The sequence below is a fragment of the Pseudomonas sp. SWI44 genome, from assembly GCF_002947915.1.
GTDB classification, from domain to species: domain Bacteria; phylum Pseudomonadota; class Gammaproteobacteria; order Pseudomonadales; family Pseudomonadaceae; genus Aquipseudomonas; species Aquipseudomonas taiwanensis.
Genome location: NZ_CP026674.1, coordinates 93953 through 120643, shown reverse-complemented (window position 1 = coordinate 120643; position 26691 = coordinate 93953). Strand labels below are relative to the sequence as shown.

The window sequence follows — 26691 nt, the reverse complement described above, 5'->3', positions numbered from 1 at the left end:
GGTGCACTGGCCATCTGCCCCCGCCCTGAATCCACGCCTTGCTCCTGTTGTCGCGCTCGCTGTGAGGGCATGGGCGCGCGCGTGCGTTTAGCTGAGGAACATGACCTTTGATGCGATTTGTGGATCCACAAAAAGTTTCTATTGCCTAAATAATTTGACTTTTCTCGCTTCTGTATCAGTTAATGGATCCACAAAAATAAATAGCCGGAGAGTCAAATGTTCCCGAAAAACGCCTGGTATGTGGCTTGCACCCCTGATGAAATCACCGAGAAGCCGTTAGGCCGACAAATCTGTGGGGAAAAAATGGTGTTCTACCGCGGGCAGCAGGACCAGGTCTGCGCCGTGGAGGATTTCTGCCCGCACCGCGGCGCACCCTTGTCCTTGGGGTATGTCGAGAACGGCAACCTGGTCTGCGGCTACCATGGCTTGGTCATGGGCTGCGATGGCAAGACCCTCGAAATGCCTGGCCAGCGGGTACGGGGCTTCCCATGCAACAAGGCCTATGCCACGGTTGAGCGCTACGGTTTCGTCTGGGTCTGGCCCGGCGACCAGGCACTGGCCGATCCCGCGACCCTGTGCCACCTGGAGTGGGCCGAGAGCGAAGAATGGGCCTACGGCGGTGGGTTGTTCCACATCAGGTGCGACTATCGCCTGATGATCGACAACCTGATGGACCTGACCCATGAAACCTACGTGCATGCTTCGAGCATCGGCCAGAAGGAGATCGATGAAGCGCCTCCGGTGACAACGGTCAATGGCGACGAAGTCGTCACGGCCCGGCACATGGAAAACATCATGGCACCGCCGTTCTGGCGCATGGCCTTGCGGGGTAATCATCTGCCTGACGACCTGCCGGTGGATCGCTGGCAGATCTGCCGTTTCACTCCGCCGAGTCACGTACTGATCGAAGTGGGCGTGGCGCTCGCGGGCAAGGGAGGCTATGACGCAGCGCCCGAACACAAGGCGTCGAGCATCGTTGTGGACTTCATCACGCCGGAAACCGAGACCTCGATCTGGTACTTCTGGGGCATGGCGCGCAATTTCAATCCGCAGGACCAGGCGTTGACCGACAGCATCCGGGAAGGGCAGGGGAAGATCTTCAGCGAAGACCTGGACATGCTCGAGCAGCAGCAAGCCAACCTGCTCGCCAACCCGCAGCGCACTCTGCTCAAGCTCAATATCGACGCAGGCGGCGTGCAGTCGCGACGCATCCTGGAGCGGTTGGTGGCTCAGGAGCAGGCTGGCGTCGCAGCACAGCTGATCGCTACCGCGCAGTAACCGTCCCTGTCGATGTCCAGCACGGCCACCGGGTGGCCGTCAATGGAAGGTGAGCCATGATTGAAGTTGTCGTCACATCCCGTACCCGTGAAGCTGAAGGTATCTGCAGCTACGAACTGAGCTGCGCCCACGGCAACCCGCTGCCCGCATTCAGCGCCGGGGCGCACATCGACGTGCACCTGCCAGGAGGGCTGGTGCGCCAGTATTCCTTGTGCAACCACCCCCAGGAACGCCATCGCTACCTGATCGGCGTTCTCAACGACGCTGCTTCACGCGGTGGCTCCCGTTGCCTGCATGAGCAGGTCGTGACGGGGCAGTCCCTGCTGATCAGTGAGCCGCGCAATTTCTTTGCCCTGGCCCCCAAGGCCAGTCGCAGTCTGCTGTTTGCCGGCGGGATCGGCATCACCCCGATCCTGTGCATGGCGGAGCAATTGTGGAGCCAGGGCGAGGAGTTCGAACTGCATTACTGCGCACGCTCCCACGAGCGAGCGGCGTTTCTCGAGCGTCTGACTAGCGCCGCGTATGCCAGCCAGGTTCACCTGCATTTCGACGCGCATCCAAACACGCGGCTCGACCTGGCGCAGGTGTTGGCAAACCCTGGGGCGCAGGACCATCTGTATGTCTGCGGCCCCGGTGGGTTCATGCAGCATGTGCTGGACAGTGCCCGCAGCCACGGTTGGCCAGATGCCCGGCTGCATCGGGAGTACTTCGCCGCCGAGCCGGTCGACACCCGCGATGACGGAGCGTTTTCGGTCAAGCTCGGCAGCACCGGTCAGGTATTCGAGATCCCAGCAGACAAGACCGTGGTCCAGGTGCTGGAGCGTCATGGCGTGTCGATTGCCGTTTCGTGCGAGCAGGGCGTATGCGGTACCTGCCTGACCCGGGTGCTGGAAGGCGTGCCAGAACACCGCGACCTGTACCTGACCGAAGACGAGCGGGCGGCCAACGATCAGTTCACACCCTGTTGCTCACGGGCTAGGACAACCATGCTGGTGCTCGATCTGTAACGGGCGTCTAGTCGCCCCTGGAAATCACCTGGACGCCACTTGCCGTGCTGGCTGCGCCGAACACCTCGGCGTAGCGCAGCGTGGCATTGGCATGCTCGCGCATGATGCTTTCGGCGCGCGCGCCCTGACGGTTGCGCAAGGCGTCGACCAGCGAGTGGTGCTGCATATGGGCAAAGTTGAAGCGCCGGTATTCGCGGGCCATGTCGTCGCGGTCGAAGGCCAGCGCCGACACCGATGCGAATGGCCGATGATCGTTGCGTGCCAGTGCCTCGGCGATTGCCGGGTTACCGCTGCCGGTGATGATTACCTGATGCAAGCGCACGTTCAGGTCGTGGTAGGCCGCCAGGTCCTGCTCGGTGATGTAGCCCTTGTCGAACAGCGCGTCGCCCTCGTCCAGGCATTGCTTGAGCGTGGCCATGGCTTTGGCGTCCAGGCCGCGCTCGGCGCACTGCCGTGCTGCCAGGCCCTCGAGTACACCCCTCACCTCGACGGCGCCGGTAAGGTCTTCGACGCTCAGTGCGCGAACCTGAAAGCCCTTGCCGCCATGGCGGACCAGCAAGCCTTCCTGTTCAAGGGTACGAAACGCCATGCGCACCGGCATGCGCGAAACGCCGAAGCGCTCCGCCGTGGGAACTTCCATCAAGCGCTCACCGCCGGCCAACTCACCGGAAGCGATCATCTTGCGCAGGGCGACCAGGATGGTCTGGCCATGTTTGCTCATTGCAGGCGACCTCGGGGAATGAGCCGCCATGGTAACGCAACGAGCACAGGCGTGCGCGGTGCTGGCAGGGCAGCCTCCGGGTCGACGGTTTTTTCCTCGGTCGATGCATTGACGCGCGCGGCGATTGCTGACTATTCTCTCGAAACTGGAACGAGAATTCTAATTCTGTTGCGGGGTTCGAATCGGTACCGCCGGCCTCCCAGCCCTCGCCCAGCGACTCATCATGACAATAAGAGGACACACATGATGCGCTTCTCAGCATTCCTGGTCGGCCGCTCGACCGCCCCTGAACAAGACCGTTTCGTCATGGACGCCCTGGTAGAGCATGCCTGCGCTGCCGAACGGTTGGGCTTCGACGCGGTGTTCATGCCGGATCACCACTTCACCGGCTATGCCCCCATGTCCAGCGACCCGTTCATGTTCGCGGCCTACCTGGCAGCGCAGCTCAAGCGAGTACATTTCGGCATGTCGGTCACCACGGTGCCACTGCACCATCCGGTGCGTTTCGCCGAGCGGGTGAATCTGCTTGACCAGTTGACCGATGGGCGTTTGCTGGTGGGGGTGGGCAGCGGGACCACACCGGAGGAGATGATTGGCTTCGGTGTGAACTACAAGCATGCTTCGGCCTTGCTGCAGGAAAATCTCGACCTGGTCCAGCGCCTCTGGGACAAGGAACTGGAAGACGCCCCAATCTCCTTCGAAACCGCGCACTACAAGGGCGCCGTCGTGCAACGCATCGTGCCGACGGCCTACCAGAAGAAGTTCAACCGCATCATGCCGGTGGCGCTGCGCGAAACCAGCATGCAGCGGGCCGCCGACTCCGGCTGGCCAGCCTTCATTCCGGCGTTCACCCCGCCAGTGGCGGCCAGTGCCGATCCGTTCACCGAGCTGACCAAGTACTTCCACCGCTACCGCGACGCGCTGCACGAAGCCGGTCATGCGCCGGAGGTCGTCGCACATTGCCTGTCCTGGACCACACACACCTACCAATGCGTGCACCTGGCCCCTAGTGCGGAGCAGGCGCAAGAGGAGCTCATGCAGATCCTCAAGGCCTACAAGCAGGCCATCGACCGCGAGTACCACTACAACAAGCGCGCCGAAGTGCTCAGCGGCGTCTCGCTGCACCCACACCCTGACTGCTTCAGCCCGGAATGGATCAAGACCTGGTGCTTGCACGGGACACCGGAGCAGGTCGCCGAAGAACTGCACAAGCACAAGCAGCTTGGCATCGGCAACGTACTGATGGGCTTCACCAATGGGCCGCTCACTGAGCAGCGCATCGGCTTTGCCAACCAGTCGCTGGATCTGTTCTCCCGCGAAGTCATGCCGCAATTTCGTTGAGCCGGAGGCCTGAGTCATGAAACGTACTGTTCAATTGCATGATGCTGATCGGCCACTGATCGTCGGCATCGGCGGCACCACCCGGCCGGGGTCCAGCACCGAGAAGGCTCTGCGTTGTGCCTTGGAGCGCGCGCGGCAGTTGGGCGCACGGACCATTTTGTTCGGTGGCGCCGAGCTCTCTGCCTTGCCAAGCTTCGATCCGCAGGTGACCGAGCGCACCCCGGCCGAGGTGGCGTTGATCGAGGCGGTGCGTGCCGCCGATGGTGTGATCTTCGCAACACCCGGGTACCACGGCGGCGTTTCCGGATTGGTGAAGAACGCCATCGACCTGCTGGAAGACCTGCGTCAGGATCGCCGCGTCTACCTGGATGGCCGTGCGGTGGGTTGCATCGTCACAGCGGCCGGATGGCAGGGGTGTAACACCACCTTGGGAGCCCTGCGCTCCATCGTCCATGCACTGCGGGGCTGGCCAACGCCATTGGGCGTAACGCTCAACACTGCCGGCGCTGCGCTGTTCGACGCCGAGGGCCGTTGCACCCATGAGCAGATAGCGGCGTCGTTGGCCACACTGGCAGAGCAGAGCCTTGCGCTGGTGCAGCAGCGTCAGGGGGCAGGGCAGAGGTTCAGCCATGGGTAGCCCAGTATTCGATTGGCGCCAGGTGGCGCACCTCACGGCCGGGCAGGATATGTGGTCGACTCATCCGCTGCCGGCAATCGGGCTCAAGTCCGTGCGTTTTTCCGACGGCCCGATGGGCATCACTGGAGGGCGGGTGGATGAGCGCGATCTTGCGCTGCTGACACCGTGCGGTCTGGCGCTGGCGGCCAGTTGGGATGGGGCGTTGGTGCGCAAGGTCGGCCAGGTGGTGGGCGACGAGGCGCTGCGTCTGGGAATCCAGGGCATCCTTGCGCCCAATCTCAACCTGATGCGTAGCCCGTTGGCGGGCCGGGCCTTCGAGTTGTTCGGCGAAGACCCACTGCTGATCTCGAATCTTGGTGGGGCCTGGGCTGCAGGGGTGCAGTCCCGTGGGGTGGCGTCGGTGATCAAGCACCTGGTGTGCAACGACTCGGAAACCGACCGGCGCAACATGAACGTGACGGTAGACGAACAGACCCTGCGGGAGGTGTATTTCCGCCCGTTCGAGCACACGGCCAGGCAGGGAGCGTGGGGCATGTTGACGGCTTACAACAGCGTCAATGGGGTGCGCTGTGCCGAGCTTGGCCAAGCCATTGGCTGGCTCAAGCAGGGCTTGGGTTGGGACGGACTGGTGATGTCGGACTGGTTTGGCACCCACGACGGCGTCGCTAGCCTGGCGGCAGGGCTGGACCTGGAAATGCCCGGCCCTGCCCGGCATATGGGCGCGGCGCTGGACGTCGCTGCGCCGATCGGCGAACGCCTGGTCGATGCCGTCGAACGCCTGCAGCGCCTTGCTGGTCGAGTCGACAACCCGCTTCCCTATGACGCCAGCGTCGCTGCCGAATCGGAGCGCATCGAGGTGCTGAAAGAGGCGGCGGCGGCTGGAATGGTGCTGTTGCGCAACGACGGCCTGTTGCCGTTGCGGCCGGATAAGGAAAAGCGCATCGCGGTCATCGGCCCCAACGCGATCCAGCCTTGTTTCCAAGGTGGCACGTTCGCCAAGGTAGCGCTCGACCCGGCGACGGAAATGCCGGTCACCTCGATCACGGCACGTTTCCACGAGGTGGTGTATGCCGAAGGCGTGGTCGCCGAGTACCGGATTCCCCCGTTGACCCGCGAGCCGCTGGACCTGAGCGTGACGTTCCGCGATGCCGAAGGGCACCTGGTGCACGAGGAAACGCGCCATGCTTCTTCGCTGGTCTGGTTCAAGGACATGCCCGGTGTGGGCGATCTTCTGTCGCTCGAAGGCATTGCCAACGTTACGGCTAGCACGGTCATGCAAGTGGCCAACAGTGGTGTGTATCGCTTCTTCCTCGGCGGTACGGGCGAGGTCAGCCTCTCCATCAACGGGCAGGCCTATGCCAGCTTCGATGGCGTCACCTTGTCCGGTGACATCATGGGCAAGTTGATGCAGAGCCCACACACCTGGGTCGATGTGATACTGGAGGCGGGCCAGCAGTGTTCGCTTGAATTCTCGATGAACATTGGCCGAAGTCTGGCGCATGGCCTGTGGTTCGGCTGTCGAGCACCTCAGTCACATGACCTGCTCGCGCAAGCCGTGGCGTTGGCGCAGCAGGTGGATAGCGTCGTGCTCATGGTGGGGGAGACCGCCGATGCGGGGCTGGAAAGCGTCGACCGCGACACCACCCAGCTCAGCGCCGCACAGCAAACCCTGGTTCGTGCGGTCTGCGAGGTCAATCCGCGTACGGTCGTTGTGCTCAATGTGGGGCATCCGGTCGATACGGCCTGCCTGAAGCACGCCGCCGCTGTCATCGTCGCCTGGTATCCGGGGCAGGCCTTCGGGCCTGCACTGGCCTCGGTATTGGCAGGCGATCTCGAGCCAGGTGGGCGGTTGCCGGTGACCTTCGCTGAGCGGGAGCAGGATTATCCGGTCTGGTCTCTCACGCCTGATCCGGCGGGTGAGGTGCACTACCACGAGCGTTGGTGGGTGGGGTATCGCCATTTTGCGGCGCACTCGCTAACGCCTGCCTTTCCCTTCGGCCATGGCTTGGGTTATGCATCGATCGAGCCTGAAGTGGCCCAGTTGTCCGGGGAGCACGTCGAGACACTGAGCGTGCGCCTTGGGTTGCTGAACAACTCGTCTCGCCAGGGCAAGGCTGTTCCCCAGCTCTACCTGCTGGCCCCCCCCGAAGAAGGCCAGGACAGGCGATATTCTCTGGAGGCCTTCGCGGCGGTGGACGTTCCCGCGACGGGGAGGGCCGCTGTCGACCTGGTGCTCCAGGCGCGCAGTTTTTCCCGTTGGGATTGCGAGCAGCAGCGGTGGCGACTGCAACCTGGGCTTTACCGCATGACCCTGGGCGCTTCAAGCACTGACGGCTGGCTGCAGCTGGCGCTTGAGGTCGATGAGAAGGGCGGCGTGGAGGCGGGCGCATGGCATTCGCTGTTCGATCAATCCATCCACGCCAGCGATAGGCCGCTCACGAGATAAATGATGTGCAGTGGCGCGAGTGCTGTGGCTCGCTGCCAGACAATCAGAATAAGAATCCTCGTTCAGAATAACAATGGCGGTCAGGAACCGCCCTACAAGGAGGTAAGACGTGTACCCATCAGCCTGTATCGAATGGCTCTTTCAGGATGACTGTCCCAATTTCGCCGATCGCATCCGTGCGGCGAAATCCGCCGGGCTCAGCCATGTCGAGTTTCACCTGTGGCGCGACAAACCCATGGACCAGGTAGCGCACGCCTTGCGTGAAACCGGGGTGACCTTGACCAGCTTCTGCGTCGATCCGCGACGAAGCCTGGTCGATCCGGCGCAGCATGCCGAGTTCATCGAAGCGGTGCGCGACAGTCTGGCGGCCAGCCAGAAGGTCGGTTCGCCTCCGCTGATCGTGGCCTCTGGCTTCACCCGTGAGGGCGTGTCGCATGCCGAGCAACGCGCAGCCGCCATCGACGCGCTGAGCAACGCCGCCCACCTGGCCGAACAGGCCGGCGTGGAGTTGCTGATCGAGCCACTCAACACCCGTATCGACCACCCCGGTATGTTCCTGCACGACACCCGCGAAGCCCTGGACATCATCGAGGAGGTCGACAGTCCGAACCTCAAGCTGCTGTTCGATGTGTACCACTCCAGCGTGATGGATGAATCGCTGGAGTATGTGCTGCGCGGCCGCATGCACCTGGTGCGCCACGTGCAGATCGCCGACCTGCCAGGGCGCAATGAGCCTGGCACCGGGCAACTCGACTGGGACGATGTGCTGCGACGGCTCGAGACGCTGGGGTACCGGCAAGCGATCGGCCTCGAGTACAAGCCCACCCTGCCTTCCCTGCAATCGCTGGCCACCGTGCGACAAGCCACCGGCCTGTAACAGCCACTCCAGGAAAAATGCCATGAACAACAAGATCAAACGCGGCGTCAGTCTGTACAGCTTCCAGAACGAAACCTTCCTCGGCAAGATGGACCTGGCCGATTGCATCCACCAGTGCGCGCAGATGGGGGCACTGGGTATCGAGATCATCGGTGAGCAGAGCTTCGCGGGCTGGCCGGAGCAGGGCGTGGCCGACACGGCCATCGAGCATTGGCATCACCTGATGAAGAAGTACGGCACCGTGCCGGTGAGCCACGACTTCATGCTCGATTACAAGCGTTACAAAGGGCGGCCGATGCCCTTCGAAGAGCAGGTTCGCAGTGTGCGCAACGACCTGGAGTTCGGTGCGCGCCTGGGCATGAAATACATCCGCTCGCTGGTCTCGGTCGACCCGGAAGTCTTGGTGGCCGCCGCACCTTATGCCGAAGAACTGGGGCTGAAGATTCTCCTTGAAGTTCATGCTCCGCTGCACTTCGACCATCCCTGGATCATCCGCCACGCCGAAGCCTATGAGCGCGCCGGTACCCAGGCGTTGGGCTTCTTGCCGGACATGGGGATGTTTCTCGATCGCTTCCCGCGGGTCTGGAAGGAGCGGTTCATCCGCAATGGCTGCCCGGTCGCTGCCGCCGACTTCATCGAAAAGAGCTACGAAGACCGCCGCCTCAGCGAGTACGTCATCCTGGACGTCATGGAGAAATGGGGGCCGGGCCCGCAACTGGCGATGGCCGAGACCCTGCGACACAACGCGGCGTTCGAACCCAAGCGAATGCTCGATTTCATGCCGCGCATCCACAATATCCACGCCAAGTTCTACGAGATGACCGAGTCGCTGCAAGAGTGGTCGATCCCGTATGACGAGATCTTCCGCGTGCTGCAAAAAGGTGGCTATGAGGGTTATGTCTGTTCCGAGTACGAGGGCAACCGTTGGGTGGAAGACGCCTTCGAAGTCGACAGCCTGCATCAGGTTCGCCTGCAACACCGCATGTTCTGCAAACTGCTGAACGAAGATCTGCCCGCCGCTTTGGCCGCCTGAGGATAGCCCCGATGTTCGATAAACACATGATTTGCCAGGAAGGCTTCAACAATGTCATCGAAGGCGGCAAGGTCACCGGCTTCCGCTTCCTCGCGCGTTTGCCGTATTACCGCGGCCTGGGCCTGTCGATGATCGAAGACATCGCTATCAGCGTGGACGGCGAGGCGATCGAACGCAGTGCGATTCGCTTTAGCGTAAGGGGCCGCAGCTGGAGCCTGGATGAGCTGGAAACCGTGTACGACGACCGCTGGAATTTTGGCGAGAAAGCCGAGCTGATCGTGCTCAAGCCCGGCGGCCTCGCCGAGGGCAAGCATCGCCTGAAGCTTGCCGAGAAGCTGCGGATTTCCTACCTGCCGTTCGTGCCCACCACGACGTGCGAGGCGGATGTCGCGCTGACGCAATGAACTGAACCTGTCCTGAACGCGGGCGAGTCGGGCCTTCCCGATTCGCCTTGCTGCGTGCCCAGTCCGTTTGATCTCCACAAGAACAATGAAGGAGAAGATCGTGGGAACTCCCCTTTCTGCTGCTCAAACCGCTCCACGCGCCGGGGTGGCGCAAGGCCTGATCATGGTGCTGACCGGATTCCTGCCCATTCTGGCTATTGTCTCGCTGGCACCGGCTGTACCGACGCTGATCGAGCACTTCGCGCCTGTCGCCCATGCGCAGGTGCTTATCCCGTTGATGATCACCGCACCGGGCTTGGTCATCGCCTTCGTGGCGCCTTTTGCCGGCTTGCTTGCCGACCGGCTGGGGCGTCGTCGTCTGCTCATCGGTGCGACATTCCTGTTCGGCGTGTGCGGTACCATGCCGCTGTGGTGCCAGTCGCTGACGCTGATCTTCGCCAGCCGTCTGGGCGTGGGTCTGGCGGAGGCCGTGGTACTGACGCTGGCTAACACCATGCTGGTGAACTATTTCAATGTCCGCCGTCGTCGCTTCTGGCTGGCGCTGCAAGGGTTCGTCGGGCCTTCGCTCGCCGCCGCTGTCATCGCCAGCTCTGGCTACCTGACCGCCATGGTCTGGAATGGCGCGTTCTGGATCTACACCATCGCCTTCCCGCTGTGCTTGGCCATGAAGGTATGGATGTTCGAGCCCGATGCCGATACCCGCCACGATGACGAGCCGCTGATCGACGACAGCGTTTTCCCTTGGCTGCGCATGGCGACCATCTGCCTGACCACCTTCGTCATTGCCGTCGTGTACTACGTCTACACCATCAACGCCGGTACCGCGTTCCATGCACTGGACGGCGCATCGCCGCAGCGCATCGGCATGCTGATGTCGTTGGCGTCGTTGGCGGTGCCGCTGGGGGCATTGCTGTTCGGCTGGGTCTCCAGCCGGACCACGCCGGAGCGTGTGCTCACCGTCACGTTGGCGTTGATCGGTGCGGGCATGATCGCTATCGGGCAGGCACGCAACCCGATGGTCATGGGCGTTGGCGCGGTGGTTCAACAGGTCGGTGCCGGCATGGCCGTCAGCGCGATGATCTTCTGGGTGGCCTCGCTGGTGGGGCCTGCGCATCGCGGTCGGGCGATGGGGGCGTGGTCCAGTGCCTTCTTCGCCGGGATGTTCGTCAGCCCACTGTTCGTCAACCTGCTGCGCGTGCAGGCTGAGGGCAATATCATGGTGCCGTTTTCGGTATTCGGTGGCGTGGCGTTGGTGCTAGCAGCCGCGATCTTCGCCTATTCGCTTTCCGGACACGGGCATGCGCTACGCAAGCTTCCCGCCTGAAACGCTTTATCGGCAGTAAAACAAAGGGCCTCCTGTTCAGGAGGCCCTTTGTTTTGTCAGCGTCACGACTCTGCAGGCACGCTCGCACTCTCCCTGGAAGGCCACTGGGCACGTAGCCAGACGATTCCGCCAACCATGAACGCCTGGCACAGGGCGCAGACGATCACCATCGACAGGCCGCTGCCGAAGGACGCCAGGGCGGCAACCAGTGCCCCAGCCAGCGATGCACCGGCCATCTGCATGGCACTCATCAGCGCGCTGGCAGTGCCGGCGTGCTGACGGAAAGGCTGCAGCGCCATTTGCGTTGCATTGCCACTGACCAGCCCGCCAGACATCGTCAATGCAAGGATGGCGACCAACCAGGGCCAGATCGAACGGGCGTCGGTGAGTGCGCAGGTCGCCAGCCCTACACAGCCCGCGACGGCCAACCCGGCGCCGGCGAGCAGCAGTTTGTGTGCTTCGACATGTTTGGCGCTGAGGCGCCCGTTGCTGACGGCCCCCACGATCAGTCCCGCCGAGCAGGCGCCGAAGGTGAGCCCGAATTGTTGTGGGGTCAGCCCCAGGTTATCGATGAACAGGCTGGGGGCGGCACCGACGTAGGCGAAGATCGAGGCGAACGAGGCAGACGTAACGAGGGTGCCGGCAAGGAACAGGGGTTCTGCCAGCGCCTTCATGTATCCCGCGGCCAGGGACCTTGGGCTGAGCTGGGGCAGGGGAACCTTGAGGGTTTCCTTGAAACCACGGGCGAGCAGCAGCCCGATCACGATCCCGTAAACCGCCAGGAACACGTACAGCATCTGCCAGCGTGCAAACCCGATCAGCAGCGAGCCCAGGCTCGGCGCAAGCAGAGGCGCGAGCATCCCTAGGGCGGCCATGAACGACAGCTTGCTGCGCGCCTCGCTGCCTTGGAAACAGTCCCGCATGATTGCCAGGATCACCGGCCGGCCAGCGCCGCCGCCGACGCCCTGCAGCAACCGCCAGGAAAGCAACGTACCGAGGCTGTCCGACAGCGCACAGCCCAGGCTGGCCACGCTGAACAGCACCAGCGAGACAAGCAGCACCGGCCTTCTGCCGTAGCGGTCGCACAGCGGGCCCGCGATCAGTGGAACGGCGGCGAAGCCAGCAAGGAACACGCTGAGTGACCAGACCATCGCCTCCGGCGCGATCCCTAGCGCTGAAGCGGTGCTGCCGTTGGCCGGCAGCGCCATGTCGATTCCTAGCGCACCCAAGGCGCTCACGGCGGCCATGAGGATCAGAAACGCGCGTGCATGCGGGTCTATCGCCTTCAAGGGGCTAACCTCCTGATTGGATAAAACAAGAATTCTAATTCTAATTTAAGGCAGTGCCAATCCCGATTCGGCGGTTGAGCCGAGGCGGGAGGCGGTCAATGGGTGAGGAAGAGCACGCTCATGGTGCCCAGGTCTTGCTTCAAGTGGTTCCAGTCGCCTTCGCCCGCGGCGTCGGCCGCCGAGCCCAGCCCAAGGAAACGGGCAAGCGAGGAGTAGATGATGCGGAAGCAGGAATGGATGGCGCGGTCAGGGTCTGGATGACGGATTTCATCCTGGTGCGCGTTGATCTGTGCCATGAACGCGGCTGCCATCCTGGCGTGATATTCCTTGCCTGAACGGGCGATATCGGCGTGGCTGGCGCGGTTCATGAATGGCTTGAGGATCGCGGCATGCCGGGCCAGGTGTTCGGCCAGGGTGTCCACCAACAGTGGTAACCGTTCCGAGAGGTCAAGCTGGCGGGCGCCAAGCTCGCGCATCGAGGACTGCCACTCGAGGTCCATCTTCTCGAGCGCATCTTCGAAGACTACTTGCAGCAAGTCGTCCTTGCCCTTGAAACGGCCGTAGATCGAGCCGATCGATACGCCAGCTGCCTTGCTGACCTCAATCAGCGTGAGGTCTGCGGTGAGGCTTTCGCACAGTAGTTGTCGCGCTGCGGTGAGCACTTTTTCCAGGGACTGGCGGCTTCGGTCTTGCTGGGGCGGGCGTACGTTTGGGGTAGTCATGGTGGCAAGCTTGGAGTTTTTTCCGATGGCCCGCAAGGAAAAACTTGACGGACATGAAAAGGCAATTAAGTATGACTCATAGAACCAGAATTATGGTTCTATTTGCAAGCGACTTTGCTTGCCACCCACAACAAGAAAGGCCCGCTCGCCGAGGCGGGTGCAGGAGGTCGACATGGAAATGCCAGCAAGAATGCCAACGCCGCAACCAGGAGGGCCGTCCGATCCTAATGCGCTTGGGTGTCTCCATCTTCAGTCTTCACGTCGTTGAGGGGCCGCGCTCATGCGATTGAAGGGGCTGGATCTGAATCTGCTGATGGTGCTGGATATCCTTCTGCAGGAGTGCAACGTCTCAAGGGCCGCGCAACGCCTGGGCCTGGGGCAGTCCACCGTCAGCTCGTCGCTGGCCAGGTTGCGCGAGCATTTCGCAGACGAACTGCTGGTCAAGGGCAATCACAGCATGCTGCCCACCGCGCTTAGTCAGGAGCTCAAGCCTTTGGTGAGGCAGTGGTTGCAGGATGTGGGCGGCCTGCTCGAACAATCAACGGCCTTCGTGCCCGCGCAGTGCGATGCTACGTTGCGCATTGCCTGCACCGACGATCTGGCCCAGCAACTGCTGCCACGGATCATCAGGGCTTTGGGCCGGCAAGCGCCTGCCATGCGCGTTCAACTGCTGGCCGCACCCCGGGGCAGCGCTGAAAACCTCGATGCCTGGATGGCGCGTCAGCAGATCGATTTCATGATCGCCAGCGACGCCTGCAGCCATAGTGAGGCACTTTTCGATGAGCAGTGGCAGTGTCTCGCCCGGACCGATCACCCCGCCTTGCAAGACGGCCTGAGCCTGGAAACGTTCAACCGCCTGCCGCACCTGCGGGTGGCGGGGCAGCACTTCGCGGGCGATGAAACCCGCGACATCTGTGCGTGGGTGCCGGGTTACCTGGCCCTTGATACCTACCTGGACGCAGGGCAGGCGATTGCCTGCGTGCCCGCGTCCCTGAGTCGTGCGTACAGGACGCAGAGACCGCTCCAGGTGTGGCCGCTGCCTTTCGACACCGCAAGGCTGGTGCAGCGGCTGTCCTGGCGGGCTGGCGCCATACAAGAGCCACTGCACGATTGGGTACGTCAGTTGATCCGAGGCTGTGTGAACCTGCCGGACAAAGGAGCGCTGCCATGCGTTATCGGGCTCTAGACCTGAACCTGCTGGTCGTGCTGGACGCATTGCTTGAACACTGCAGTGTCAGTCGGGCAGCCGAGCAGCTGTACGTCAGCCAGCCCGCGATCAGCGCAGGCCTGGCCCGGTTGCGCCTGCATTTCGATGACCCCCTGCTGGAGCCGGACGGCCGACGGATGCGCCCGACCCCGCTGGCACTGGAAATTCGCGAGAAAGTGCGTCATGCCGTGCATCGAGCGGCCGAGATCGCGCGTCGCGACAAGGTATTCGATGCTGCGCATACCCGGCAATCGTTCAAGGTGATGTGCTCGGACCTCGACGCGGGTTTTCTCATTCCGCTGCTGTATCAACGCCTGGTGAAGCTTGCGCCTGGGGCTCGTCTGGAAGTGCTGTCGATTTCCCAACTGGGCGAGAGCGCAGTCCAGGATGCTTTCCAGCGTCATGGCGCAGATGTGCTGATCCGCCCATTCGATGAGCGCGACGAGGCCTACGCCAGCCAGATGCTGCTCGACGTGCCGCTGGCGACGCTGGTCTGCCAGCGCCCGGTCGAGCCGAGCTTTGTCGTCGATCCAGACGATGGCTGCGAGGTGATCGCTTCGGACCTTGGGCTGAAGTCGACCGAGGGTTGGCGCACCGACCACCTGCTGGCGCTGCCGACACTGCTCGGGGCGAGCAATCTGCGCGTGAGGCTGCCGGATTTCATCGCGCGCAGGTTCTGCCAACGCTACCCGAACCTGCGGATGCTCAACGCCTCACAACAGGCACCGCGTTGCCGGCAAGTGATGCAATGGCCCAGACACCGTGATCAGGAACCCGCGCACACGTGGCTGCGCGAGCAGTTGCTCACATGCGCAGCCCAGCTTGTGCAAGCGCCAGTGGGGGAAGGGCGCTCAGTGTCCCAGCTTCACCCATTGGCCACCCAGGGCGTGGCTGCGCAACATGGCCTCGATAGCGGCGAGACCGCGTAGTCCTGTGTCGAAATCAGGTAGCAGGGTAGCTGCGTAGGCGGCGGGACGCAGGGTTTGTCGTGCCAGCCAGAGCTCTGCGTAATCGCAATAAAGCTGGGCGAATGCCTCCAGGTATCCCTCCGGATGGCCCGCGGGTAGGCGCAACAGCGCATCCCGTTGTCGCGCATGTTCGCCCGCTGCGCGTTTGATGATGCGCGTCGCCTGGCCGGTTTCGGTGAACAGCAGCGCCTCGGGTTGTTGTTGATCGAAGGCCAATGCGCCCTTGCTACCGAACAGCCGGAGGCGTAGCCCATTCTCCTGTCCGGGCGCCACCTGGCAGGCCCAGAGGCCGCCCCGAGCGCCGTTGGTGAACCTCAACAGCGCTTGCACCTGGTCGTCCAGGCGACGTCCAGACACCAGCGATGCGAGGTCTGCGCAGACTTCGTTCAATACCAGGCCACTGACGAACTCCACCAGGTGCAAGGCGTGGCTGCCGATATCGCCCAGTGCCCCGGCCGGCCCAGCTTGGTCAGGGTCATCGCGCCAAGTTGCCTGCGGGCTCTGCGACAGATCCGTGAGCCATTCCTGGGCGTACTCGACCTGGACCACGCGTACCTCGCCGATGGCTCCGGCGGCTACCAATCGGCGCGCCTCACGCACCATGGGGTAGGCGCTGTAGGGATAGGTCACGGCAAAGATGCGATCGCTCGCACGTACGGTCGCGGCCAGTGCATGAGCTTGGGCGTACGTGCGGGCGAGGGGCTTCTCGCAGATCACATCGATACCATGGTCGATGAATGCCGACGCAATCGGTATGTGCAGGTGATTGGGCGTGGCGATCACCACGGCATCGATGCCATCGTCACGCATCGCTTCGGCGCGCGCCATTACCTGCCAGTCGTGGTAGCTGCGCCCTGGATGAATGAACAATGCCCTGGCGCTGGAATCGGCTCGTGCGGGATCTCTGCTCAATGCGCCCGCGACCCACTCGAAGCGGTCGTCGAGGCGGGCTGCCATGCGGTGGACGGCACCGATGAACGCGCCGTCACCGCCGCCGACCATGCCAAGTCGCAGACGCCGTGTCTGTGCACTCATCGCTCGCCTCCTATGCCCAGCAGATGCGATTGCGCCGTTGCGTCGAGGGTGCTGCTTGCGAAGTCGTCGAAGGCGTAGCGCGCCACGGGAATAATGTGCTCTGCGATGAACCGCGCGCCTTCGCGGGCACCGTCCTCGGGATGCTTGAGGCAGCACTCCCATTCGAGGGTGGCCCAGCCTGGATAGTCGTAGGTTGCCAGGCGCGAGAAGATCGCCTTGAAGTCGATCTGTCCGTCGCCCAACGAGCGGAATCGGCCAGCGCGTGATATCCAGTCACCATAGCCGCCGTAGAGACCCTGGCGGCCATCGGGTCGGAACTCGGCATCCTTGACATGAAATGCCCCGATCCGTGCATGGTAGTGATCGATGAAGGCCAGGTAGTCGACCTGCTGCAGATGCAGGTGGCTGGGGTCGTACAGCAGTTTTGCCCGGGGATGCTGGTCGACCTCGGCCAGAAAGCGCTCGAAACTGACTCCGTCGTGCAGGTCTTCGCCGGGGTGCAGCTCGAAGCAGACATCCACGCCGTGCCGGTCGTAGGTGTCCAGCAGAGGACGCCAGCGATCGCCCAGTTCCTTGAAAGCTCGCTCGACCAGCCCTTGCGGACGTTGCGGCCAAGGATAGAGGTAGGGCCATGCCAGCGAACCGGAGAAGGTCGCGTGGGCCGTCAAGCCGAGGCGCGCAGAGGCCCGCGCAGCCAGCGCCACTTGTTCGCTGGCCCATTGCCGACGTGCGCCGGGGTTGCCGCGCACTTCACGGGGAGCGAACGCGTCGAAGAGCGTGTCGTAGGCAGGGTGCACGGCGATCAACTGACCTTGTAGGTGAGTGGAAAGCTCGCTGACAACGACCCCGTGTCGGTCCAACCGACCGCGGATCTCATCGGCATAGCCCTGGCTTTGCGCAAGCTGCTGCAGGTCGAACAGGCGTGGATCGCAGGGGAGTTGCAAGGCCTTGTAGCCAAGGCTCGCTGCCCACTCGGCCAGGTTGTCCAGGGTGTCGAAGGGGGCGGTATTGCCCACGAACTGCGCAACGAACAGCGAGGGGCCTTTAAGCGTGACCATGGGTGTGCTCCTGCAGGATGCGCTCGCAGGCGCGTACGGCGAGGGCGACGCTGGTCAGCGTCGGATTGCAGGCCGTCGGAGTGGGAATGACGCCGTTGCCTGCGACGAACAGGTTCCTGAAGCCCCATACCTGGCCGCGGTCGTCACAGACACTGGTGCCATCGTCCGCTTCGCCCATGCGCGTCGTGCCCTGGTAGTGGAGCGAGCTGCCTGGCGGCAACATCAAAGGTGCTTCACCCAGTGGCTGGCCGAGGGCTTTGCCTGCGCGCTGCAACAGGTCGCGCGCCTTGTCGACCTGTGCCAGGTCGCGTTCGGTCAAGCTGTAGTCGAGGGTCATGGCGGGCATGCCGAGGAAGTCCTTCTCGGTCTCGCTGAAGCGCACACGGTCTTCGGCGCGGATGTCCTGCTTGCAGCAGAACCAGCCCATGGCGACGATGTGCTCGACGTTCGCCTGGGCTTCATCCGTCAGTGCAACCGGGCACGCTTCCATCTGCATGACCTGGCCATGAAACGGGTGATGCTGCCGGTCGAAGGGTACCCAGTACACGCCAACCGTCGCATCCTCGCCAGGGCGGGTGATACCGCATTCCTCGGCATCGAGTCGAACGGCATGCACGACCTGGGGCTGATCGTTGAGGTAGCGGCCGAGGGCCTGGGGGCGTATGCCCGAGGCCCAGAGCAGTTGCGGGGTGCGCAGTGCATCGGCGGCGACGATGACGGTCTTGGCGTCGACGCGGTAACGTGTGCCGCTGCTGCGGTCCAGCAGTTGGGCACCGATCACGCGGTCGTGCCTGACCAGCAACTGCAGGCAGGCGGTGTCATGGCGTAGTTCGAATCGCTCCGGCCTGCCTGCTTCGTCCGCCAGGGCACCGAGAATCGTATCGCTGCCACTCCATCGGCGTTGGTCGTGCTCGGCACTGCAGGCAAGCGGCATGCGCTGCACGGCGCGATCGCGCGAAGTGACCTCAGCGAAGGCATTGCTCAGGCGTTCACGCAGGCGTTGGCTGACAGGGGTATCTGGGTACGCGGCCGCCGTAACTTGCAGCAGCTCCCTGGCTGTCGCCAAGGCGGCTTGCATCTCGTCGGTGGGGATGAAGCCGATGGCTTCACCGTCGGCCGGCGGTGGGCACGCGCACGTCCAGTGCGCGCCCATGCCGCCAACATTGGTCGAGCAAGCGGCAGCAGGCAGTTCACCCCATCGTTCTCCGTTCGGCAGGTGAGTGCCGGGGCGCACGAGATGCTCGAGTCGATAGCGGCCCGACACGGCAGCGCCGGCGCGTTCAGGCATGCTGGGCACTGCGTAGCGGAAGGCGGTCGGCCCTTGCGCGGCGACCTGTGCTGCCACGCGGGCCTCTTCAGGCAGGTTGCGAACGTGCAGGCCGGCGCGCTCGGTCAATCGTGGGCCGGCATCCACCATCAGCACATGCAAGTGGCCCTGGTCGACGAGCAGGCGAGCGCACGTCGCACCGACCGGCCCGCTGCCAACGATCAGCACATCTACATCGATCATCGCGTCACGCATTATTGGAATTCTCCGCGAGTGGCTAACAGCCTGGAAGTATGCGTTTCAAACGTTGCGGCGGGGCATGATAAATATCGATGTGGCAGTATCCGTCCAGCTGATGGGTAATGCCGAGGCATAATCAATGAAGATAGGAGGTGCTCGCCATAAACGATTTCTAAGTTAACGGCTGCTGTGGGTTACTTGTGGTGCAAGTCCACGCCTTGCGATGGTTTCCGTACAACTACAAGAACTTCGGGAGTCCTGACGTGCTTAAAAGTCACAAGGGCAGTTGCCTGCCGTCCATTTTAATGCTGCTGGTTTCATCGGTACTCACCCATTCGGCGTTTGCCGGGTCGACTGAAGAAACAAACGACACGGTCGGCCAAGCGTCCAAGGCACCGGCACCTTACAGTTGTGAATACTTTGACCAGTTTCTCTCGCGGGCGACCGCTGTCATCCGCCCTCAATCGAACTGTGAGTCGCTGCTTGGCGATGCCGGCGGCATTCGCTCCGAACTGGCCGACCGGGGTATCGGCGCACAGCTGACCTGGAACCCGATGGGGCTTTACGACCTGAAAGGTCAGAACCGCGACCCGCAAGAATACGGCGGGCAGAATTTCACCTACAGCCAGAGTGTCGCCCTGACCTTGACCTATGACCTTGAGCGCATCGGCTTCAGCAAGGATGCACAGCTGACATTCACACCGCAGGTGCAGACATCCAACTACCAACAGGGCTACCCAAGGTTGCACAACGTCGCGATTCTCGCGGTCAACCAGCCGTTCAACGACGGCAAGCTGGAGCTGCAATACGGCTTCTACCCCCTGATTCGCCAGTTCTACGGCATGATTCTGGGCGGTAACTCGGCATCGGCGGCCCTTGGTCCGACCAGCGTGATACCGGTTCAGGTGGGCCTGAGCCTGAACGCACCGACGCCGTCATTCGATGTCACCTTCCGCGACGACAGCAAACGCTGGTACAACCATTCCTCCATCAGCCGAAGCATGACACCTGAAGGGTTCCTGGCCGATGTGCAAAAGAACCCCTATGGCTTGAAGTGGCACGTGGATGGCGCCAATCCCCTGTTCGTCAATGAGTTCGGCTACAAAGTCCAGCCCGGTCAGGGCAGCCATTCGCATTGGTTCCGAGCCGGGCTGATCTATAACACATCGCACTACACCTATTTGAAGACGCAGCAGCCGACCGACAGTAACTACGGTGCGTATGTTGCCAATACGATCCAGTTGACCACCCCCAGCCCGGGTACTGCGCAAGGGTTGTACCTGGATACCAAGGCGAGCTGGGCGCCAAAGGACCGCAACGCTTACAACGGCGATGTCCAGTTCACGTTATTTGACATCGGCCTGTTTCCGGGGCGGCCTCGTGATATGACATCCATTGGCTTTACCCGCTCATTTATCAGTAAGGACTTTCGCGACGTAATGGGCGAACGAGGTTTGGCGCCCGCCGATACTATTACCGCCGTCTCACTTTCCCACGCCTTCCGGGTCACCAAGGGTATCTATTGGATCAACGGGTTTACGTATCAGGATAATCCAACGTTAGTGCCCAAGCGCGGGGATGCCTTCTTGTGGCAGACCAGCATGTATTGGAACTTCTAGGTGGGGACTTTATAGGGTAGAGCACGTGCTTAGTTGGTGAATGTGAAAAGTGCCTGCATGTTTCAAGGGCGTGTGTGGCCGTGTAATCTGTACGGGCATCAACCCGGCCCGCTAACAACAAGGTACAGACGGTTGAAACTTCACCAACTCAAGGCGCTGGTCGCCATCCATAACGCAGGCAGCATCCTTGAAGCCTCCAAGCTCATGCACATCACGCAGCCCGCATTGAGCCGTTCGATCAAGGAGCTGGAACGGGAGGTTGGCTTTACCCTGTTGCAGCGCTCGCACAAAGGCATGGCGCTCACCGAGGAAGGCAAGCGCGTCATTCGCCATGCCAACCTCGTGGTGGAGAGTATCCGGCGCCTGCAGATCGAAGCTGCGAGCATTCAGGATGCCGCGCTGGGCGCGGTATCCATCGGGGTCACTTCGCTGACTGCGATGCTCGACGGTGTCGATGAGAGCATCCTGGCCTTTCGGCGTAAGTACCCGAGGGTGAAGATCACCATCACCGACTTGCGGCCGTCCCAGATCCTGCAGCGGTTGCGCGATGGCAGCCTCGATTTCGCCATTACCTCCCAGCAGCCGCTGAGCCGTATGAGTCTGGATTGGGAGGCACTGGGCAGTATCAAGGGCAGGGTGATCTGCCATGCGTCGAATCAGCAGAAGTTCGCCAAGTCGCTGCGCACCTTGCAGTATGCCAACTGGATCAGCCTGGATGAACTGTCGGACCAGGCGTCGCAGTTTCATCAGTTGTTCGAAAGCAATGGCCTTCGGGTGCCGCAGAACACCGTCGAATGCACCTCCGTGATGATGGCGCTCAAGCTGCTTAAGAACACCGAATCGTTGATGACGATCAGTGAGCTGGCCGTGGACCAGGGGTTCACCTTTGGCGTCGAGTGCGACTACGTGGCCATGCCGGTGCAGGAGCTGATTCCGGACTACCCCATCAATTTGGTCTGCATCGACCGCCATAGCCTTACGGCACCTGCCCAGGAGCTGTTCCACAGCTTGCGCGGGCAGGTGCTCAGGCAAACTCGCCCGGTACTCTCAGAAGTGGTAGTACATTCCTAGCGCGACATTGCTTGGATCATCGCCAACCTGGTCCACCGGTGTGCCGGCGTAGGTGACCGACGAAGCTCGCTGGTTGACGATCCTGCCGAGTCGCCCATAGATGGCCCAACGCGGGGTGATGAAATGGTCATAGCCGATCATCACCCCGGTTGCGTCCTTGTCGCCGGCGCTGACTTGGCGTTGCATCACGGCCAGGCGCAGGACGTCCCGATTGCCGACCGGTGCCAGCACGCCGAAGGTGTACAGCGTGGTGCTGGGCGTACCGGACTGGTCCACCTCCTGGCGTTGCCAGGTCATGCTGGTGGACAACGGGCCGAAGTCATAGAACGCTGACAGGCTCTTGTAGTGGTTGGCCGTCTGCCGGGAGACGCCACCGTCGTCATACGGATCGCTGTAGTACAGGTTGTAGGAGGCCAGCAGCATGACCTGGCTGTTGCGGTACTGCAACTTGGCACCGCCGCCACGGACGGTGCGCCCCGCGCTGGCGGCATCATCGAAGCCGAAGCTCAGTGCGGTGCCGATGCTGTAACCGTCCAGGTTCGGGCTGGTATAGGCCAGGGTGTGCTTGGGGCGCAGGTCCAGGTAATAGGCGCCCTTGCCAGCGGCAGGCAGGGCCAGGTAGGTGTAAGGCGAGCCGTAGGTGGCCAGGAACGGGTCGGCGTAGGTGGGCGTGCTCATGCTGTAGGTCTTGCCGAACTCGAGCTTGCCCAGGGTTCGCGAGCGCAGGGCGATCGTTGCCAGGCGCAGACTTCCAATGCTGTCCCAGGTTGCGTCCAGGGCTTTGCCGTTGATGTTGAAGCCCTCTTCGACGTCGAGCTCCAGCACCGTATCGGGGCTGAGCCCCTTGCGGGCATACAGCCCGAGCTTGTTGGTCCATGCGCCGCCTCCGGCCAGCCGGTAGCCCGAATGGTGCTGCGAATCGTGATAGCTGGCGAATGCATCCACGGTGCCATAGACCTTGAGTTGGTCATCGAAACCGTAATCCACGCCGTAGTAACCAAAACCTGGCGCAAGGCGATCGAGCGCCGGAAAGCCTTCGGCTTGCGCCTGAACGGCCAGGCAAGCCCCATGGATCATCAACAGCAACGACGTCATGCGAGTGTTCATTCACGACTCCAAGCCAGCACAGTGATGTGTGCCCGTAGCGTCGGTGAACGGAACGTTTCAGCGTGATTGCTTATTCGGCCATGTCATGCCGTTTGGTTAATAGCAGCTTCGCGCGGCGTTGTGTTTCGCGGGAGCGCCGTTTCTACAGAGGCTGCCAAGCCGCCGAGAAGCGGCCCTTCAGGCGCGGTTCGGTGGGCATAATTGGGGCGGTGTGGCGAGGCAGGGCAAACTGTGCGCTAGCTCAGGGCAAATTGGCCAACCACCGATGAGGCCAATTAACCAGAGGTTAGCTTCATGCCGAAACTGCAAGTGTGTTGAGTGCCCGATTGGCAGATATTCGTTGCACGCCGCGATTTGCCATCGGAGACAACAATGACCAGAACGCCCCCCGCGCCGTCAGTCGTGCAGACAGGCCCGCATTCAGCCGCGAAAGCATCCTCCTCCCGCAAAACCTTGATCGCGTGCTCGTTGGGCAACGCGCTGGAGATGTACGACTTTACGATCTACAGCTTTTTCGCTGTGCTGATCGGCAAGCACTTTTTCCCCTCCGACTCGGCGATGGCTTCATTGCTCATGTCGCTGGCCACCTTTGGCGTCGGTTTCCTGATGCGACCGGTCGGGGCGATGGTCATCGGTCGCTACGCCGATCGGCATGGACGCAAGGCAGCATTGAGCCTGACCATCGGGCTGATGACCCTGGGCACCGGGCTGATCGCCTTCGCGCCGACGTATTCGCAGATAGGTATTTTCGCGACCTTGCTGCTGGTGGCGGGCCGGCTCATCCAGGGCATGTCGGCGGGCGGGGAAGTCGGCACCGCGTCGGTGTTCCTGATGGAATCCAGTGCAGTGAGCAACCGTTGCCGCAATGTCAGCTGGCAGGCCGCCAGCCAGGGTTACGCCGCATTGGTGGGAGCAGGCTTTGGCGTTGCCCTCAACCAGTTGCTCGACCCCGCTGCCCTTGAAAGCTGGGGGTGGCGAATACCGTTCATCTTCGGGCTGCTGATCGGTCCGGTCGGCTGGTACATTCGCACGCGTTTGCCCGAAACCCACGACACAGGGCCTGCGCAGAAGGCCGAGCGGGGGCTCGACGCCGAGCTGCTCAAGCGTATCGGCCTAGGCATCGGCCTGATGGCCAGTTCGACCATAGGCATGTACCTGTTCGTGTTCTACATGCCCACCTACCTGACCACGGCGTTGCATTACCCGCCGGGCAGCGCCATGGCCATTGCCTGTATCAGCAGCGGTTGCATGGCAATCATCTGCCCGTTGGCTGGCCGATTCGCGGACAAGTATCAACTCAGGAAGCGCCTGCTGGCGTGGACGGTTGCGACGCCGGTGGTGCTGATACTGCCGGTGTTCCACCTGCTTGGCGAAGTGCGACACACAGGCCTGGCCATGATGTGCGTAGCCATCCTGATCCTGCCGACCTGCATCGGTGCCGGTGCGTTCTTCGCATTGATCATGGAAGGTTTTCCCAAAGCTCGGCGCTCCTTCGGCACCTCAGTCAGCTATAGCCTGGGGGTGACGATCTTCGGTGGTTTTTCGCCGCTGGTGGCTACCTGGTTGATTGGCGTGATGGGCACCGCGCTGGCGCCAGCCTATTTCCTATTGGCTGGGGGCGTCGTCAGCCTGGCCTGCCTCAAACATTTCCCTGAAAACAAAGGATGCGCGTGACATGGGTACTTTCCAGAGCAAGCAACCTCGGCCCTCGTCTGCAGAGCTGGATGAGTTCGTCATGCTTCGTCGGCAGATCCATGCTGCGCCGGAACTGGGCGGCGACACCCCCAATACCGCCGCATTGGTGGCCGACAGGCTGCAGGCCTGGGGCTATGAGGTGCATCGCAATGTCGGTGGGCATGGTGTGGTCGGCGTATTGAAAGCAGGGGACAGCCCACGCAGCATTGGCTTGCGGGCCGACATGGACGCATTGCCCATGAGCGAAAAGAATCGCTTCGAGCATGCCAGCAAGATTCCCGGGCGCATGCATGCCTGTGGCCATGACGGGCATACCGCGATCCTGCTGGCCGCCGCTGCGCAACTGGCCGAGACGCGTGACTTCGATGGCACGGTGAATGTGATCTTCCAGCCTGACGAGGAAGGTCTGGGCGGGGCCAAGGCGATGATCGACGACGGCCTGTTCGAGCGCTTCCCATGCGACTCGGTGTACGCATTACACAATATGCCTGGCCTGCCAGTGGGTACCTGCGTGGTGCAGGCCGGGCCTACCATGGCGTCCTCTGAGCGGGTGAGCATTCGCATTACCGGCAAAGGCGGGCACGGTGCGATGCCGGAGCTGTCGGTGGACCCGGTGATGGCGTTGAACAGCCTGATCAGCGGCATCCAGACCATCAAGTCGCGCAACCTGAGCGTGGATGAATATGCGGTCATCAGCATCGGCATGATCCAAGCCGGCACCGTCTACAACATCATCCCTGACGAGGCCTGCATGCTGTTGAGCGTGCGCACCGACACGGCCCAGACCCAACACAAGATCAACCGCCGCATCGACGCTCTGGTCAAGGGGCATGCCGAGAGTTTCGGCGTGGCGATCGATGTGCAATTCACCCAACTGGCGCCCGCACTGTGCAACAGCGACCACGAAAGCACGTTGCTCCGTGAAAGCCTGAGGCCTTTGTTCGCCGACGGCTCAGTGCTGGACAAAATGCCCAGCAAGGTCATGGGCACCGAAGACTTCGCCTACATGCTGGAGGCGCGGCCAGGCTGTTACTTCATGTTGGGCAATGGTACGGGCGAGTTCCATGGATGCTCGGTGCACAATCCTCATTACGACTTCAACGATGCGCTGGTGAAGATTGGCGCCGATTGTTGGGTAAAGTGGGTCCAGGACTACTTGCGCTGATGGTGGATGGGCGCGGTTTAACTGCCAACGCTGGCACGCGCGGTTCCCACGGACACTGCTGGTACGCCTGAGGCGCGGGTGGTCTTTTGGCTTTAGCAGACGATACTTCTCTGTACAGGCGGGCGCATAGCCGGTGGCGCACCGCGGGAGGTGTCAGGTGAACAAGCTATCAATCGTGGGTGCTGGGATGGTGGGTGAGGCGGCGGCTCAGGCCATCGCCCGGGAAGAGTTGTGCAGCGAGTTGGTGTTGATCGATGTGCAGGGTGATCTGGCACGGGGCAAGGCACTGGATGTGTGGCAGGCGGCGGTCGAGTCAGGGTCTGATACCCGGGTTTACGGCGGGGCCGATGCCCAATGCCTGCAGGGCTCCGACCTGGTGGTGATAACGGCCGGTGTGCCGCGCAAGCCCGGCCAGTCGCGTCAGGATGTGTTGAGCGTCAACCTGCCGATTCTCGATGGCATCATGCGGGATATCCAGCAGCATGCGCCAGCCGCCACGGTACTGGTGGTGTCCAATCCGGTCGACGTACTGACCTATCGGGCCTGGTCCCTCAGCGGGCTGGGGCGCAACAAGGTATTTGGGCAGGCAGGGGTGCTCGATACCGCACGCATGAAGTGTTTCATCGCCGAGGAAACCGGCTTTTCAGCGCGGGATATCACCGCGCTGGTGCTGGGCGGGCATGGCGATAGCATGGTGCCGTTGATGCGCTATTGCGCGGTCGGTTCGGTGCCGTTGTCCCACTTCCTGTCGGACGAGCAGATAGCGCGGATCGTGCAGCGCACACGGCAGGGCGGTGGCGAGATCCTCGGCTTGAAAAAATCGGGCAGCGCCTGCGATGCGCCGGGCGTGGCCATTGCGCGGATGGTGGACGCCATCGCTTACGGACGGCGCAGTATCGTGCCGACGGTCGCGATGCTTGAGGGCGAGTACGGGCGCACGGGTATCGCCATGGGCGTCCCATGCGTACTGGCAGCGGACGGGATTTCGCAGGTGATCGAGTTGCCTCTGGATACCCGGGAACAGGCGATGTTCGACCACTCCGCCGACCAGGTAGCGCGTGATATCGCTGAGATGAACGCACTGGTGAGCGGGACGGCATGAGGGTGCAATGGCCCTGGGATTAAACCTTCGCGTCAGCGCGCAGTCAGTTGCAGTAACAAGCCTCGTTTGGTGATGGCT

The 26691-nt window shown here is 62.3% G+C and carries 23 protein-coding genes; 16 read left to right on the top strand and 7 right to left on the bottom strand.

Annotated features, from left to right (window positions below):
- Positions 1 to 216: 216 nt before the first annotated feature.
- Complete coding sequence (locus tag C4Q26_RS00575; protein ID WP_023380154.1) at positions 217 to 1278, top strand: aromatic ring-hydroxylating dioxygenase subunit alpha; 1062 nt, start codon at positions 217 to 219, stop codon at positions 1276 to 1278.
- Positions 1279 to 1334: 56 nt separating this feature from the next.
- Positions 1335 to 2285 carry a PDR/VanB family oxidoreductase gene (locus C4Q26_RS00570; protein ID WP_023380155.1) on the top strand — a complete coding sequence of 317 codons (951 nt, stop codon included), beginning with the start codon at positions 1335 to 1337 and terminating at the stop codon, positions 2283 to 2285.
- A 7-nt stretch (positions 2286 to 2292) separates the two neighbouring features.
- Here C4Q26_RS00570 and C4Q26_RS00565 read toward each other — a convergent pair whose 3' ends face one another.
- Positions 2293 to 3006, bottom strand: a complete 714-nt coding sequence (locus C4Q26_RS00565; protein ID WP_023380156.1) for a GntR family transcriptional regulator — start codon at positions 3004 to 3006, stop codon at positions 2293 to 2295.
- A 243-nt stretch (positions 3007 to 3249) separates the two neighbouring features.
- Between C4Q26_RS00565 and C4Q26_RS00560 the strand changes: the two genes are divergently transcribed.
- The 7 genes from C4Q26_RS00560 (at position 3250) to C4Q26_RS00530 (ending at position 11068) form a co-directional block, all read left to right on the top strand.
- Positions 3250 to 4347, top strand: a complete 1098-nt coding sequence (locus C4Q26_RS00560) for an LLM class flavin-dependent oxidoreductase (protein ID WP_023380157.1) — start codon at positions 3250 to 3252, stop codon at positions 4345 to 4347.
- Between the two features lie 16 nt (positions 4348 to 4363).
- Positions 4364 to 4984 carry an NADPH-dependent FMN reductase gene (locus C4Q26_RS00555; protein WP_023380158.1) on the top strand — a complete coding sequence of 207 codons (621 nt, stop codon included), beginning with the start codon at positions 4364 to 4366 and terminating at the stop codon, positions 4982 to 4984.
- Positions 4977 to 7430, top strand: a complete 2454-nt coding sequence (locus C4Q26_RS00550; RefSeq protein ID WP_023380160.1) for a beta-glucosidase — start codon at positions 4977 to 4979, stop codon at positions 7428 to 7430. The genes C4Q26_RS00555 and C4Q26_RS00550 overlap by 8 nt, the downstream gene beginning before the upstream one ends.
- A 109-nt stretch (positions 7431 to 7539) precedes the next feature.
- Entirely contained in the window at positions 7540 to 8307 is a 768-nt protein-coding gene (locus tag C4Q26_RS00545; RefSeq protein ID WP_104882553.1) for a hydroxypyruvate isomerase family protein, read from the top strand.
- A gap of 22 nt (positions 8308 to 8329) precedes the next feature.
- A complete protein-coding gene (locus C4Q26_RS00540; protein ID WP_023380162.1) occupies positions 8330 to 9340 on the top strand; it encodes a sugar phosphate isomerase/epimerase in 1011 nt (336 codons plus the stop codon).
- 11 nt (positions 9341 to 9351) lie between these two features.
- Positions 9352 to 9744, top strand: a complete 393-nt coding sequence (locus tag C4Q26_RS00535; protein ID WP_023380163.1) for a DUF6379 domain-containing protein — start codon at positions 9352 to 9354, stop codon at positions 9742 to 9744.
- Between the two features lie 100 nt (positions 9745 to 9844).
- On the top strand, positions 9845 to 11068 hold the full coding sequence (locus C4Q26_RS00530; protein ID WP_202676077.1) for an MFS transporter: 1224 nt from the start codon (positions 9845 to 9847) through the stop codon (positions 11066 to 11068).
- A gap of 62 nt (positions 11069 to 11130) precedes the next feature.
- Here the strand turns inward: C4Q26_RS00530 and C4Q26_RS00525 are convergent, their stop codons facing one another.
- Positions 11131 to 12357: a multidrug effflux MFS transporter gene (locus tag C4Q26_RS00525; RefSeq protein WP_104882551.1), complete on the bottom strand. Its 1227-nt coding sequence runs from the start codon at positions 12355 to 12357 to the stop codon at positions 11131 to 11133.
- Between the two features lie 95 nt (positions 12358 to 12452).
- The gene (locus tag C4Q26_RS00520) at positions 12453 to 13079 is read right to left on the bottom strand and encodes a TetR/AcrR family transcriptional regulator (protein ID WP_023380166.1); all 627 of its coding nucleotides are present in this window, start codon (positions 13077 to 13079) and stop codon (positions 12453 to 12455) included.
- A 280-nt stretch (positions 13080 to 13359) separates the two neighbouring features.
- On the opposite strand from C4Q26_RS00520, the gene C4Q26_RS00515 reads away from it, so the two are divergent.
- Positions 13360 to 14265, top strand: a complete 906-nt coding sequence (locus C4Q26_RS00515) for a LysR family transcriptional regulator (RefSeq protein WP_104881877.1) — start codon at positions 13360 to 13362, stop codon at positions 14263 to 14265.
- Entirely contained in the window at positions 14247 to 15215 is a 969-nt protein-coding gene (locus C4Q26_RS00510) for a LysR family transcriptional regulator (protein WP_104882550.1), read from the top strand. Before C4Q26_RS00515 ends, C4Q26_RS00510 begins: the two co-directional genes overlap by 19 nt.
- Here the strand turns inward: C4Q26_RS00510 and C4Q26_RS00505 are convergent.
- From C4Q26_RS00505 to C4Q26_RS00495, 3 genes are read right to left on the bottom strand one after another with little or no spacing between them, the layout of a single operon-like run.
- On the bottom strand, positions 15138 to 16289 hold the full coding sequence (locus tag C4Q26_RS00505; RefSeq protein ID WP_023380169.1) for a Gfo/Idh/MocA family protein: 1152 nt from the start codon (positions 16287 to 16289) through the stop codon (positions 15138 to 15140). The genes C4Q26_RS00510 and C4Q26_RS00505 overlap by 78 nt on opposite strands.
- A complete protein-coding gene (locus tag C4Q26_RS00500) occupies positions 16286 to 17347 on the bottom strand; it encodes a sugar phosphate isomerase/epimerase (RefSeq protein ID WP_023380170.1) in 1062 nt (353 codons plus the stop codon). The genes C4Q26_RS00505 and C4Q26_RS00500 overlap by 4 nt, the downstream gene beginning before the upstream one ends.
- Entirely contained in the window at positions 17334 to 18869 is a 1536-nt protein-coding gene (locus C4Q26_RS00495; RefSeq protein WP_104882549.1) for a GMC oxidoreductase, read from the bottom strand. Before C4Q26_RS00495 ends, C4Q26_RS00500 begins: the two co-directional genes overlap by 14 nt.
- 248 nt (positions 18870 to 19117) lie before the next feature.
- Here C4Q26_RS00495 and C4Q26_RS00490 point away from each other — a divergent pair, with 248 nt between their 5' ends.
- Both C4Q26_RS00490 and C4Q26_RS00485 read left to right on the top strand, forming a co-directional pair.
- Positions 19118 to 20473, top strand: a complete 1356-nt coding sequence (locus C4Q26_RS00490; RefSeq protein ID WP_202676079.1) for a carbohydrate porin — start codon at positions 19118 to 19120, stop codon at positions 20471 to 20473.
- A gap of 132 nt (positions 20474 to 20605) precedes the next feature.
- Positions 20606 to 21544: a LysR family transcriptional regulator gene (locus C4Q26_RS00485; RefSeq protein ID WP_104882548.1), complete on the top strand. Its 939-nt coding sequence runs from the start codon at positions 20606 to 20608 to the stop codon at positions 21542 to 21544.
- On the opposite strand, the gene C4Q26_RS00480 is transcribed toward C4Q26_RS00485, so the two are convergent.
- A complete protein-coding gene (locus C4Q26_RS00480; protein WP_104882547.1) occupies positions 21521 to 22651 on the bottom strand; it encodes a porin in 1131 nt (376 codons plus the stop codon). The genes C4Q26_RS00485 and C4Q26_RS00480 overlap by 24 nt on opposite strands.
- A gap of 372 nt (positions 22652 to 23023) precedes the next feature.
- Here C4Q26_RS00480 and C4Q26_RS00475 point away from each other — a divergent pair, with 372 nt between their 5' ends.
- The 3 genes from C4Q26_RS00475 (at position 23024) to C4Q26_RS00465 (ending at position 26613) form a co-directional block, all read left to right on the top strand.
- Entirely contained in the window at positions 23024 to 24325 is a 1302-nt protein-coding gene (locus C4Q26_RS00475; RefSeq protein ID WP_041925478.1) for an MFS transporter, read from the top strand.
- Position 24326: 1 nt separating this feature from the next.
- Positions 24327 to 25511 carry a M20 aminoacylase family protein gene (locus C4Q26_RS00470; RefSeq protein WP_023380176.1) on the top strand — a complete coding sequence of 395 codons (1185 nt, stop codon included), beginning with the start codon at positions 24327 to 24329 and terminating at the stop codon, positions 25509 to 25511.
- Between the two features lie 157 nt (positions 25512 to 25668).
- Complete coding sequence (locus C4Q26_RS00465) at positions 25669 to 26613, top strand: malate dehydrogenase (protein ID WP_023380177.1); 945 nt, start codon at positions 25669 to 25671, stop codon at positions 26611 to 26613.
- Positions 26614 to 26691 lie beyond the last annotated feature (78 nt).